Source organism: Tunicatimonas pelagia, assembly GCF_030506325.1.
Taxonomy (GTDB): Bacteria; Bacteroidota; Bacteroidia; order Cytophagales; family Cyclobacteriaceae; genus Tunicatimonas; species Tunicatimonas pelagia.
The window spans coordinates 1,642,111-1,654,857 of sequence record NZ_CP120683.1; the positions used below are offsets into that span (position 1 = coordinate 1,642,111).

The 12,747-nt window shown below is 46.0% G+C and carries 10 protein-coding genes; 4 read left to right on the forward strand and 6 right to left on the reverse strand.

Annotation, left to right across the window (positions count from 1 at the left end; all coding sequences use genetic code 11):
• Positions 1 to 79: 79 nt before the first annotated feature.
• The 5 genes from P0M28_RS06895 to rfaD form a co-directional block, all read right to left on the reverse strand.
• Positions 80 to 1,660 carry an arylsulfatase gene (locus P0M28_RS06895; RefSeq protein WP_302208955.1) on the reverse strand — a complete coding sequence of 527 codons (1,581 nt, stop codon included), beginning with the start codon at positions 1,658 to 1,660 and terminating at the stop codon, positions 80 to 82.
• A 22-nt stretch (positions 1,661 to 1,682) separates the two neighbouring features.
• Complete coding sequence (locus P0M28_RS06900) at positions 1,683 to 2,564, reverse strand: hypothetical protein (protein WP_302208957.1); 882 nt, start codon at positions 2,562 to 2,564, stop codon at positions 1,683 to 1,685.
• Between the two features lie 45 nt (positions 2,565 to 2,609).
• Positions 2,610 to 3,386 carry a S1/P1 nuclease gene (locus P0M28_RS06905; RefSeq protein ID WP_302208959.1) on the reverse strand — a complete coding sequence of 259 codons (777 nt, stop codon included), beginning with the start codon at positions 3,384 to 3,386 and terminating at the stop codon, positions 2,610 to 2,612.
• A 211-nt stretch (positions 3,387 to 3,597) separates the two neighbouring features.
• The gene (locus P0M28_RS06910; RefSeq protein WP_302208961.1) at positions 3,598 to 4,242 is read right to left on the reverse strand and encodes a hypothetical protein; all 645 of its coding nucleotides are present in this window, start codon (positions 4,240 to 4,242) and stop codon (positions 3,598 to 3,600) included.
• Positions 4,243 to 4,485: 243 nt separating this feature from the next.
• Positions 4,486 to 5,460 carry an ADP-glyceromanno-heptose 6-epimerase gene (gene rfaD / locus P0M28_RS06915; protein ID WP_302208962.1) on the reverse strand — a complete coding sequence of 325 codons (975 nt, stop codon included), beginning with the start codon at positions 5,458 to 5,460 and terminating at the stop codon, positions 4,486 to 4,488.
• Positions 5,461 to 5,666: 206 nt separating this feature from the next.
• Here rfaD and P0M28_RS06920 point away from each other — a divergent pair, with 206 nt between their 5' ends.
• The 4 genes from P0M28_RS06920 to P0M28_RS06935 are packed head-to-tail and all read left to right on the forward strand — an operon-like array spanning position 5,667 to position 10,624.
• On the forward strand, positions 5,667 to 8,495 hold the full coding sequence (locus P0M28_RS06920; RefSeq protein ID WP_302208964.1) for a PSD1 and planctomycete cytochrome C domain-containing protein: 2,829 nt from the start codon (positions 5,667 to 5,669) through the stop codon (positions 8,493 to 8,495).
• 37 nt (positions 8,496 to 8,532) lie between these two features.
• On the forward strand, positions 8,533 to 8,712 hold the full coding sequence (locus P0M28_RS06925) for a type II toxin-antitoxin system VapB family antitoxin (protein WP_302208965.1): 180 nt from the start codon (positions 8,533 to 8,535) through the stop codon (positions 8,710 to 8,712).
• A gap of 3 nt (positions 8,713 to 8,715) precedes the next feature.
• Positions 8,716 to 9,120, forward strand: coding sequence for a type II toxin-antitoxin system VapC family toxin (gene vapC, locus P0M28_RS06930; RefSeq protein WP_302208966.1), 405 nt, complete (start codon positions 8,716 to 8,718; stop codon positions 9,118 to 9,120).
• A gap of 31 nt (positions 9,121 to 9,151) precedes the next feature.
• On the forward strand, positions 9,152 to 10,624 hold the full coding sequence (locus tag P0M28_RS06935) for a DUF1501 domain-containing protein (protein WP_302208968.1): 1,473 nt from the start codon (positions 9,152 to 9,154) through the stop codon (positions 10,622 to 10,624).
• A 172-nt stretch (positions 10,625 to 10,796) separates the two neighbouring features.
• Here P0M28_RS06935 and P0M28_RS06940 read toward each other — a convergent pair whose 3' ends face one another.
• Positions 10,797 to 12,746 carry a DUF3858 domain-containing protein gene (locus P0M28_RS06940; protein WP_302208969.1) on the reverse strand — a complete coding sequence of 650 codons (1,950 nt, stop codon included), beginning with the start codon at positions 12,744 to 12,746 and terminating at the stop codon, positions 10,797 to 10,799.
• Position 12,747: the final 1 nt, after the last annotated feature.

Consider the following 12,747-nt stretch of genomic DNA (forward strand, 5'->3'; position numbering starts at 1 on the left):
ACAACTGTGAGTGGACTCGAGATGATACCCGCTGACGCCAGAAGATAATACGGTTATAACCTAGCTATCTCAGTTTAGTTTACTCACCCCGTTTTTGCACTCCAACCTCCTCACTCCACTGCTCGTAGGTTAGGCTCATTTGTTCTAGTACTTTGGGGAATTCGGTGCTAACATCATTGAGTTCGGTGGGATCTTGCTGCATATCGTAAAGAGACCATTGGTACGCCGGGGCTTGACTTACAATTTTCCACTTTCCCTGTCGCATGGCCTGATGACCGATATGCTCCCAAAAGAGCGGTCGCTCCGAAGGTGCTGAGTCATTTTCGATGATAGATAACAGATTTTTTCCCCTTAACGCCCGAACACTATCTGGGTACGTAGCTTGAGCTAAGTTGGCAATAGTTGGGTAAACATCTACTACGTGGGCGTAGCTATCTACCCGTTCCGTTGGTTCTATTCCATTGGGCCAGTGGATAATGAGCGGAGAAGCAATTCCACCTTCTTCTACGTGGCGTTTGTAGCGACGAAATGGAGTGTTAGATGCGATAGACCAGGGCTTGCGATAGGCCGCGTAAGAACCGGGCAGGCCAATTTCTACGGCAGGATCATTCAGCTTTCGCCCAGTGATATCTTCCGGCGAGCCACCATTATCTGATAAAAAGATCACTAACGTATTTTCCCAAGCATTATTGGTTTGTAATGTCTCAAACACCTGGCCTAAACCCTGATCCATGCGGTCAATCATGGCAGCGTACACTTCCATTCGTCGCTCCCAATGAAGTGAGGTATCGCGCTGACTCCACTCGGGTATATCTTCCTCCCAGAGTGGCAATTGAAAGCTAGTATCGATCACTCCCTCTTTTTGCATTCGTAAGTAGCGTTCCTGGCGCAAAGCTTCCCAACCACTATCGTAGCGACCTTTATAGCGAGCAATATCTTCAGGTAGGGCGTGTAGCGGCCAGTGGGGAGCAGTATATGCCAAATACAAAAAGAAAGGCTGACTATTTTCTTGAGAAAAGTGCTGCGTTAAGAAAGAAGCTGCCGAATCTGACAGAGCATCCGTCATATAAAACTCCTCTTTGGGTGGAGTCCAGGGCTGACCATTGTAGGCCATTTGCCGTACCCGAGGTTGGTCGGTAATCACTTCATAGTAGCTACTTGCTCCGCTAATTAGGCCAAAGTACTTATCAAAACCTCGTTTGGTAGGCCAGTATTCCGGTTTTTCACCCACATGCCATTTGCCCGACATGTAGGTAGCGTACCCGGTAGGTTTTAAAAGTTCGGCCAGTGTGAGGCATTGATCGTTCAAATAACCTTGATATGGTCCCGGTTCAGGATTGCTATCTGCCCCACTAACCATTGCTCCCATTCCGGCTTCATGCGGATACAACCCCGTGAGCAGAGAAGCCCGAGTCGGGCAACAACGCGCCGTATTGTAAAAATGACGAAACGCCACTCCTGATTTCGCTAGCTTATCTAAGTTTGGAGTACGAATTTCACTACCGTAGCAACCCAAATCCGAATAGCCCATATCATCGGCCATAATTAGTAGAATATTCGGACGTTCATCCTGTACCTGGGCATCGGGGGAAGATACTGGTTGGCACGACCATAAGCACCAACTGATGCATACTACAGATAGAGTGGGGAGTAGTTTCATAGAATGATAGCTGCTAATAGGTTTAGTTGGTAACTGGCTTGGATTTTTTCTTCCAAACCCACTGCCAGTAAAAGTAAGGAAATATAGGTACTACTGAGGCTAATTCTTCCTGAGCATCGGGAAAATACATGTAAAAGCCAATCAGCTCGGTGCGAAAGTACCTCAAAAAAGCGTATCGGGAAGCATAGAACGGTGCCAGACGAAACCCGTAGGATAGCTGATACTTACGGGGAATATTATCCAGATAGGTGAAGGTGGTACCGTAAGAACTAGTGCCGTGTACCGAGAGCCAGGGCTTAGGTCGCCAATCCACACTAAGTGATACATCGGGATTGATAGTTCTATCAAAAAATCTACCTACGTACCGAGCAGTATCTCGATTCTCAATTAATAGGTTTTCAGTATAGGTTACTCCTACCGAAAAGTGAAGGTACGTATTTTCACCAGTCTGCCAACTGGCATTCAGATGATTATACCAGCTATTTCCGCCCTGCCGTTCAATAGTTAAGTTATCCTGATCAGCCTGATTTTGCGTTCTCCACAAGTGCTGATACATCGTTTCGAACGCTAGAGCTGGCCAGATTCCTTGCTGATCGGCTAACCTGAACCGAAAGTTAAAGCTGGGAACGGGCAGGTAGGGCTCCTGAAAAAGACCGCCGATCAATGGTAGCAAATCAATTTCTGCGGTAATATTATCAGTAATGCCCCACCAAGCCCAGCTTGGGATGGGCAGTGTAAACGGTGACTGATTATAAATAACCTCTCGCTTTTTAAGAGTATAAGCGGTGAATCCATCGGCTGGATGCAGGAAGATATCGGCTTGTAACCCCTGCCGTTGCTTATCCTGACCTAGTAGGGAAGTGAAAGACGACAGAACAACGATTAATAGCAGTGTTACTTTCATCTCAGACAATTACCTGATACCCTATTAAACACTATCCGTAGTAGACTAGCCATAAATATCATTTAGAATACTCGCCAGCCTCAGTCCGGCGAGTAGTAACCGTTGCTCCACAATCGGCCAGTTGTGGTACATATATTCGTAACCGAGACGTTTATCATCCGGCACATCGTATACCGCACCGCGCAGTTCCACTGCTTCATCTAGCCATTGTTCCATGTAAACGGATTGGGTTTCACTCACTAGTTCAGGCGTAACGTAGCGGTTGAGGTGGGTTGCTAACTCGGTGTAACTTAGTTGCTTGGCATTAAGCATATCGCTATCCCAAACCCGGTGCAGGTTCGATGAATCAGGTTCATACATCCAGCGTACTCGCACATCGTTACCACCCCGGTCATCTCCTTTACCTATGTGCAACGGCTGGTGTAAATCCCCAACTAGATGAACTAATATTTTTAGATACTCTTGTTCTTGCTGTAATGGTAGGGTGTCACTCTTCAGAGCAGCAATTATACGCTGGGTAGCTTCGTAAGCATCACCCGTCGGCTCCTGAATTTCAGGGTTATAGCTGGTTCCGGTGGGTACGGTAACCCAGTGCCAAGTGTTGGTGTAATCGTAAGCCGAGTCGGAACGGATTTCGTCCATCCAAGTACTGGCCATTGCCAAGTCTACTGGCCCCAGAATCTGGGTTATACGCGCTTCGGCAGCTCGGCTCAGATGCCATTGGGCCAATTGCCCAATAGCCCGATGTCCAGTTTGCCCCCAGCCCCAGCTAAGCTGGTTAGTCACCGCAATCAGAAGTAAGGTAGTCAGCAGTCTTTTCATGGTATAGGTTTTTGCGGTGAAGATAAGGTATTCTAAAAAAGAACGAAGTGGGGTAAGCATTAAATCCTACTTTCCTCCTTCACAAACTACTTGCAAAAACTTGTCTAACTACACCCTCCTAGGCTCAACAGGTCAGAGCAGGGTTCTTTCCTACCAATAATAAACGACAGTAGCCTTACAAAATGCTCCTATCGGCGACGGCGAATAGAATTTATCGCCTAGCAATAGATCTACGGCTTATGTAGTGGTCAATAAGCCGAATAATGTCAGACTGCCTACTGAAGTCAATATTGTTCTTGGTAACAAAGCGGTCTACCTGTTTAGCTTCACTTTCCTTTAGCGAGAACAATTTGGCCAGATTACTACGACCAGCTTTAAATCTTTGGAAGTTGCCATCCGGTAAAAACACAAAGTAGTCTTGAGCAAAGGCTTGCCCCTCCTTATGCGGATGAAGGCGAGTTGGATAGCGGTGAGTGGCCGTAGCACTCGCCGGAACCTTCCTTTCTCTCACAAACAAAGAAAATGCCCCATTAAATACTAACTGGAAAAACATAAGACGAGGACGCTTTTCAGCATCAGAATACGGTAATGTAAAAAAGGTTTGTATGAAGCCAGTAGTAGTATCTATGGCAATAAAAGATTCTACCGAGTAAGCACTAAACGCTAGCATTTTAGAGCCCGATTGTAATACAACGATATTGTTTTTCAAATCATACTTTAAATGACCTTCAAACTGTTGGCCACTATTTAGCACAATGCTACCGTGTTTCCATTCCTCATCAGATTTTAACTGTTCTGCTAATACTGTTTCAATAAGGCATACTACTCCCAGTAGCATTCCAATGAAATACCTCATAGTGATCATTCTTTACAGGTTTAACAATGTGGTTTTAAACGAACTTACTTTTTGCTGAGGTTGCTATATTAGCATATGGTCTTTTACTTCTTCGCAGTAAATATATTTCAAAGAAAAGCAATTTATACAACTTCTGTTGCAATGAAATACCCAATAACTTGTAACGTATTTAATGTAAATACCAAATTTTTGAAAACTCAATAAGCGAAAGGTAAGCTATATTTTACCAACTACTAGGTGTATTTACTCGGAAGCTACCCCCAATTGAAAAGAAGTTGTGAAAAATCCCTGATGGGATTGTAGTCTTTGGTAGTACCGTTTTACGCCTTCTTCTAAAGAGACAAAAGGCTTGGTGTAGCCAGAATTTCTGAGCGCTTGTAAGTTTGCCTGCGTAAACGTTTGATATTTTCCTTTTAGGTAGTCAGGAAAAGGAATGAATTCAATCTCAGTTTTTTCGGTTTCTAATTGCTGAATGATGTGGGCAATATCCAGAAAACTTCGGGCTTCGCCAGTACCACAATTGTATATTCCTGACTGGGCTTGCTGAAAAAAGTGAAGATTAACCCGTACTACATCTTCCACAAAAATAAAATCCCGCCGGAAGTCTTGGCTACCTTCAAACAGGCGCATTTTTCCTCCTTCCCGTAGCTGATTGAAGAAATGAAAAGCTACGGAAGCCATGCTACCTTTATGACTTTCTTGATAGCCGTACACATTAAAGTAGCGTAGCCCTACCACCGGGGAGCTTACCGCATTTGCTTTCAAATAGCGAAGTACGTACTGATCGAACATAAACTTAGAGAAGGCATATACATTAAGCGGATACTCGCACGCTCGCTCTTCAGTAAAGCCATTATCACCGTTACCGTATACTGAGGCACTGGAAGCGTAGTAGAATGGTATTTTACGGTCGATACAATGGTGAAACAGCACTTTGGAAAACTGATAATTGTTCCGCATCATGTATTCGCCGTCGGTCTCGGTAGTAGAAGAACAGGCTCCCTGATGAAAAATCGCAGTAATATTCTGAAGTGAGGGTAAAACATCGAGGAACTTCTGCTTATCTAAAAAATCAGCCATGAATAACCCGTTTAGGTTGAGGTGTTTCTGAGCGTTAGCCAGATTGTCAACCACCAAAATATCTTCGTGCCCCAATTCATTTAATCCTTTAATAAGATTACTGCCGATAAATCCGGCTCCGCCCGTTACAATTATCATAGCTCTGCTAGTTTTAATAAACCCAAAAATAGCTTCTGTTCCCTAACAATGCTAACATCAATTAAGAATTGATAGTGGAGAACAAGAATCGGTTAAGCATCTAAACACTTGGTAACATGCTAACCCTGAATTTGAACGAGCGCACCTATTTTGCTTACGTGGTCTACCAATAGGCTATTTGAATTGGCTGGTGTTTTTAGTAACTTTTGCTTTCACCGCTAACCGAAGAATACGTAGCAGTAATGACAACCCCACAACGCTTCGCCTACTTTCTGTTCAGCACTGCTGTCATCTCATTGTTAAGTTGCCAACCCAAGGGTAAACTAACTGAGGAAGAAGCCGAACTACTGTTTGCCCACGAGGTTTATCCGATTTTACAAGAAAAGTGCTTTGCCTGCCACGGCGATAAACCCAGCAAAATTGAAGGTGACTTTAATATTCATACCCTGGAAGGAGCTCTGGCCGGAGGCGAGTCCGGGCGCATAACTCTTACCCCCGGTAATGCCGAAAAAAGCTTGATCTACGAAGCCGTCACCTGGCAGAACAGCGATTTTGAAATGCCTCCCAAAGAAAATGACCGGCTAACAGACGCTCAGGTAAGCTTAGTGAAAAATTGGATCAACGCCGGTGCCCCCTGGCCCAATGACGAACGCCGCGCTTACTTGGTAGAAAATACCGAGTGGCATTACTCCGATGGCATAAAAGTTAAAACGAGTGAAGCTTTATCCGCTACCTGGCAGAACCGTCGCTACCGGCCCGAAGACCTTTGGGGATTTCAGCCAGTGCAAGACTACGCCGTGCCGAAAGATTATTTGACCGAATCAGGACATCCGGTTGATGCTTTTATTCAGCGCAAGCTAGGGGAATATGCTATCGAACCCGCCCCACCGGCCGATAAGCCGACACTAATTCGCCGGGCTACCTTCGATCTGACCGGGCTACCTCCTACTCCCGAAGAAGTGAATGCTTTCGTAAACGATTCCTCTCCCGATGCTTACGAGAAGCTAATTGATCGTCTGCTGGCTTCTCCGCACTACGGCGAACGCTGGGGTCGCCACTGGTTAGACGTGGTTCGCTACGCGGATACCGATGGCTACTCCAATGATTTCGAACGTCCCAATGCTTGGCGCTACCGCGACTACGTGATCCGCTCGTTCAACGATGATAAACCTTACAATCAATTTATTCGGGAGCAGATTGCGGGAGATGAGATTGATCCTACTAATCCGGAAATGCTCGTTGCCGTCGGCTACCTAAGAATGGGACCTTGGGAACACACAGCGATGAGCGTAGCCGCCGAAACCCGGCAGTTATTTTTAGATGATGTAACCAACAGTGTGGGTGAAACCTTTATGGCGATTCCACTACGTTGCGCCAGTTGCCACGATCATAAGTTTGATCCCATTCCTACCCGCGACTACTACCGTATTCAGGCCAGCTTTGCCCCGGTGCAGTTTGCCGAGCGGGAAGCCGATTATCTACCTTCGGAAAATCAGACCGGATTTGAAGCGGGTAAAGTCCGGCTAGAACGGTTGATTGCTGAAGCGGAACAAGCCCAATGGGCTATTTACGAGAAAGAAGAAAACGCGGCTCGTCGTTGGATGACTCAGCAGGGATTGAAGTATCTTCCTCCCAAACAGAGAAAGGCGTTACCGGAAAATCAGCAACCGCCTCGCTTCTACGGATTGACCGACCACGATCTGGGTTACCGCAAAGTACTACAAAAACGCCTACAAGTGCTTCGCCACCAATTAAAACGCTACGATCCTTTGGCGTACTCGGTCTATAACGGTGCAGTGGTTGACAATCCGCATAGCGGTCGCCCAATGAAGGTACCCGATAGTGTCAGCTCGAATATTCAATCCACTTTTATCCTCAGTGGTGGGTCAGTACACGCTCCTGACCAGGAAGTTACGCCGGGCGTGCTGAGTGCCATTCGCACGTTTACCGAATCAGTAGAATCGCCTATCCAGGATTCTGTTCCCGATTCCCGCGACGGTCGCCGGATTGCGCTGGCCAAGTGGTTAGCCAGTGCGGATAATCCGTTGACTACCCGATCTATCGTAAACCGTATTTGGCAGTACCATTTTGGGCAAGGTTTGGCGGGTAACGCCAATAACTTCGGAGTGATGGGTAAGAAACCGACTCACCCGGAGCTGCTCGACTGGCTTACCACCTATTTTATTGAACACGGCTGGTCATTCAAAGAAATGCACCGTTTGATTATGACTTCCGAAACCTACCAACGATCCAGCACTCATCCTGACACCAAGCAGGTAAACGAAGTCGATCCTAACAATCACTGGTTAGCCTACTATTCTCCTCGTCGCCTCACTGCCGAAGAGCTACGCGATGCCATGCTGGTGGTTTCCGGCGAATTAAATACTGAGATGGGCGGCTTACCGATCAAACCAGAAATCAATCGGGAGGTAGCCATGCAACCTCGGCATATTATGGGTTCTATTGCTCCGGCTTACCAACCGTCTCGCACTCCGCAAGAACGTAATCGCCGTACGATCTACACCTATCACTACCGAGGAATGCCCAACCCAATGCTAGAGGTTTTCAATCAGCCTAACTCCGATTTGTCTTGCGAAGCAAGAATCGCTTCTACAGTTACCCCGCAGGTATTTACGCTGTTCAATGGTCAGAATAGTTATAACCGAGCGTTGGCGATGGCTCATCAACTAGAACAGAGAGACCAGTCGTTAGAAAGTCAAATTAAGCGCGCTATTAATCTGGCTTGGAATCGCTCGGCAGAACCGCAGGAAGTGCAAACCTCGGCTGATTTCGTAGAGAAAATGGTAGCGTACCATCAAGAAAATGAACCTATTGATCCGGAATATCCGGTAGAAGTGGAGCGAACGATGTTTGAAGAAATGACGGGGGAAGAATTTTCCTATACTGAACGACTGGATATGTATGAGGACTACGTAGCCGATATTGCCCCTTCTGAAGTTCCTTCCGAAACCCGGGCGTTAGCCGATCTGTGCCGGGTACTATTCAATGCCAACGAATTTGTTTACGTGTACTAATTACCAACTATGTGTATAAATTTTCGTATTATTGTGTATGCGAACAAACATTGAGATAAACGACGAATTGATGGCCTCCGCTATGAAAGCGATGAAGGCTCGAACAAAACGTGAGGTTGTCGAGGAGGGATTACGGCTAGTAGCCGAACGAGCCGCTCGTCAGCGGATTATGCGTAAAAAGGGCGAGGTTGAGTTATGGGAGGGTTATACAGGTTAAGGTATGCTGATCGATACCTCCGCTTGGTTAGATTATCTGTTTTTCAGAAAAGATGATCGGCTCGAGACCTTCATGGATAACTATTTGGCCAATCCTGCTAACATCATCTCTATAGTGCCAATTATTTATCAGGAGGTATTACAAGGAATGCGATACGAAAAAGATTATCGCCAGTTTCAAGAGGATTTTCAATTCTTTCAGTTTCATTATTACTCCAACCAAGAAGAAGCTGCCAAGAGAGCTGCTACCTTGTATCGGAAATGCCGAAGAAAAGGAGTAACAGTTCGGAAGCCTAATGATTGTATGATTGCGCTGTTTGCGATAGATTTAAACATACCACTCTTAGCCATTGATCGGGATTTTAAAGAAATAGCGAAAGTGCATCCTTTACAACTAGTTGCCTATTAGATATTAAACAGATGTATTACGATGGTAAATAATGGCACGAAAACCTACTAAAACAAGTTCTCCAAGCCATATCCAGCGACTACTCAATCAGCAAGCAGCTACCACGCTTAACCGCCGCGATTTTCTTTACGGCTTGGGCTCCAGTGTAGGTGCCGTAGCCCTGAGTAGTTTGCTAGGCACTCCAGCGTTGGCGAAGAGAAAACCGGGTGGACCGCTGGCTCCTCAGCAACCGATGCTTCCGGCGAAGGCTAAAGCCTGTATTTTTCTGATGATGGAAGGTGGCCCCAGTCATATCGATACGTTTGACCCCAAACCTAAACTGCATGATTTACACATGCAGAAGTTCACTCGGCAGGGCGAGAACCTTTCGGCGATGTCGTCGGGTAACCGTTACTACGTAGAAAGTCCGTTCAAAACCCGGAAGGTAGGGCAGGCGGGAGCGGATATGAGTGAGCATTTTGTGCATTTGGCCGATGTGGCCGATGATATTTGCTTCTACCGGGGTGCTCAGGCCGAATCAGTGAACCACCCTACGGCCATGTACCATATTAATACCGGAAACAAATTTGGGGGCGAGCCAGGTATTGGAGCTTGGGTCACTTACGGCTTAGGTACCGAAAATGAGAATCTGCCCGCCTTCATTGTGCTTCCCGAAGTGGCCTATCCGCAGGGCGGAGCTTCCAACTGGTCGAACGGATTTCTTCCGGCCTACTATCAGGGCACCCCGCTGCGCTCGGTAGGTTCACCCATTCTGGACATTAAACCCCCGCCCGGGGTGAGTCGCTACCACCAACGGGAAAGTCTAGATTTACTGAACACTTTTAACGAAAGTCACGGGGAACGCCACCCGGCACACGATGACCTGGCCGCTCGGATGGAAAGCTACGAACTGGCTTTTCGGATGCAGATGGAAGTACCCGATATTATTGAAATTGAACAGGAAGACGAAAAAACCAAAGAACTCTACGGCGTGGGTGAAGAGACGACTGATGCCTTCGGACGAAAATGCCTGCTAGCCCGGCGGTTGATTGAGCAGGGAGTACGCTTCGTCCAAGTTTACTCCGGCGGTTGGGATTCGCACGATTATCTGGCTCGAGCTCACGGCAGCCTGATTAGAAGCATTGATAAACCAGTAGCCGGACTGATTAAAGACCTGAAGCGGCGCGGTATGCTGGATGAAACCCTCATCGTCTGGTGCGGCGAGTTTGGACGTAGCCCCGATAACGGTGTTCGCGGAGGCGGAATGGCCTACGGACGCGACCATAACCCGAATGCGATGGCCATGTGGTTTGCCGGGGGAGGCGTAAAAGCCGGACATACTATCGGGGCTACCGATGAAACCGGTGAGAGTGCCGTGGATGTAGTTCATCCATTGCAAGATGTACACGTTACGCTACTCCGTTTGCTCGGCTTAGACGATAACAAGCTAACGTATTTTCACGGTGGTCGCTACAAACAACTTTCTCAAACCGGAGGAAAGGTAATTAAGGAGCTATTGGCTTAGCCAGGAGACCGGAATTTAAAATCACCTTTTTCCAAAATCAATAAGATGCACCTTTTAATGATCAATTTTTCTTGCTCAATGCCTAATGCCCGTAGACTATGGACTATTGACCGTGGACTAATAACCAACTAGCCATTTAGCAATCAGCAATTGAACACAAATCAAATATTACCTATTCTGATTTTATTTTTCGCAGTACGATCTTTTCTTGATGCTTGGTTAGCATTTCCTGATATAGCGTACGTAGCTCCTGATACTGCTCGGAGGCAATCAGTGAGCGATCAATGCGAAGCAAACTTAGCACTTGTACTGCTACTGTGGTCTGCTGAACCTGAAAAATAAACTGCACCGTATTCCCTTCTAATGAAACAGATTGGGAGCTGGGAAGCTCCTCAGCTTCGTACCCCGGCGGCAACTGTAAACTGAGCGTTTGCTTGTATACCTGCCGATAGCTATAGTCAATTGGGTGCTGACGGTCAGTAACTTTAAACGGATTTTCGGCAACGGGCGATTGAGGAAAAGTTTCCAGATAAATATAGTCCCCTAGCTGCTCAATACCAGATTGGCGGGTATAGCTCATCCGAAGGTCTTTACTCAATTTATCTTCATTGATTACTTTAAAATCTTCGTACTGGTATCCAGTAATTTCTTCCGGCTTATCACGTAATTGCTGTCGCATGGTTAATGCTCCGTAGCCTCGGTATATCTGACTAACAATATTGTAAAATTGATCTTCCGATGCTTCGTATTTCACATTGTAATAATTTTCTACTTGGTAAATCTGCCCTCGCTCTAATGGAATCCATTTCTCTTCTTTTGCATCTACCAGTAGTCCCTGATTATTCAAACAGTAAATGGGAATCATCCCGAAGGGCTGCGCCGGATCAGTAATATCCAGTAAATATTCTTTACCCTCAATCTGCGTATGCACTATTGCATTGTTAAACTGGCTAACTTTAGGATACTTAGTTTGAATTCTTCCGTGCGCCCGAGTGCTAAGCAATACCGGTTTTGCCTCTACTCCGGCCAAGTTAAGCCAGTTATTTAATAGAATATTCAGATCAGTGCTATTACCGATTTGGGTTATGAGTAGGTTCTTGGGCGACGTATCCGGGTAAAGGCTAATTTCTCCGTTCCAGCGTAGTTGCTGTTTCAGATAATTGTAGACCGCTTGTGCTTTTTCCAAATTAGTAGATAGGCCAGTGGTCAGTTGCTTTACGGTTTCTTTACCATCTTTCCGTTTGAGGTAGCGGCCAAAATCGGTTAACTTCAGCAGATCATCGGTTAGTTGAGGCCAAGTTTCCATATAATCCCGAACAGCTCTTCCCGGAAAATTTTCTTTGGTAAGTTGAAAAGTAAGCTTGGCCAAGTAATCATCTTTGTTGCTGATAAACGATTCGTCGGTGAAGGCGGGGACATTCTCTACGGCCCAAACATACTTAGCATTGTTATAAGTATACTGCCCTAACCGCTGTTCCAGTTTATTTAATTTGGCTTCATTCTTAACCATCGGCACGTAGCCCTGATATAGAATCTGATACTCGTAAAAAGCAGGAATTTCAGCCGTAAACTCGCTCCATTTCACCGGAATTTCGTACTGAAACTCCCAATCACGTAGTTGAAAAATGTAGGGGGAAGTTAACGTGTACTTATACTCAATAATAGAGCCCTCTCGTACGTTGGGAAAAGCAAACTTTTTGAGAGAATAAGCATCAGTGGCTTTCTCGGTGAAAACATCTTTCTTATCCAACCCAGTCTTCTGAATAAGGTCGCCACTGAGGGTATAGCTGAACCCTTCAACGCCGCGAATTATTTCAGCTTTATATTTATCCTTTACGTAGTAGGGCAGCACCACATCAGCCCACTGAAAACCAGCAGAGCGATAAATCTTGATTTTCACCTCTTGTGTGTAGTGCGCCCGAAAGCCTATATTTTCTTCGTAGCTGAAATGTACTTCCCCATTGTTACGCAACATTACTGCATTGGCTGTAGAATCTAGTGGATAGTAAGTACTGGCTAACTCAGCTCTAGTAACCTGCCCAAAGGGCGAGGTAGTATCTTCAGCGTATGCTACAGTAACTAACAAGCACAGCACTAACCACCCAAATTTTAGTTTACCCATA

What these genes read in the sequence shown, in the direction of transcription:
- P0M28_RS06895 (WP_302208955.1), bottom strand. Translation starts at nt 1,660, where the DNA reads ATGAAACTACTCCCCACTCTATCTGTAGTATGCATCAGTTGGTGCTTA.
- P0M28_RS06900 (WP_302208957.1), bottom strand. Translation starts at nt 2,564, where the DNA reads ATGAAAGTAACACTGCTATTAATCGTTGTTCTGTCGTCTTTCACTTCC.
- P0M28_RS06905 (WP_302208959.1), bottom strand. Translation starts at nt 3,386, where the DNA reads ATGAAAAGACTGCTGACTACCTTACTTCTGATTGCGGTGACTAACCAG.
- P0M28_RS06910 (WP_302208961.1), bottom strand. Translation starts at nt 4,242, where the DNA reads ATGAGGTATTTCATTGGAATGCTACTGGGAGTAGTATGCCTTATTGAA.
- rfaD (WP_302208962.1), bottom strand. Translation starts at nt 5,460, where the DNA reads ATGATAATTGTAACGGGCGGAGCCGGATTTATCGGCAGTAATCTTATT.
- P0M28_RS06925 (WP_302208965.1), top strand. Translation starts at nt 8,533, where the DNA reads ATGCGAACAAACATTGAGATAAACGACGAATTGATGGCCTCCGCTATG.
- vapC (WP_302208966.1), top strand. Translation starts at nt 8,716, where the DNA reads ATGCTGATCGATACCTCCGCTTGGTTAGATTATCTGTTTTTCAGAAAA.
- P0M28_RS06935 (WP_302208968.1), top strand. Translation starts at nt 9,152, where the DNA reads ATGGCACGAAAACCTACTAAAACAAGTTCTCCAAGCCATATCCAGCGA.
- P0M28_RS06940 (WP_302208969.1), bottom strand. Translation starts at nt 12,746, where the DNA reads ATGGGTAAACTAAAATTTGGGTGGTTAGTGCTGTGCTTGTTAGTTACT.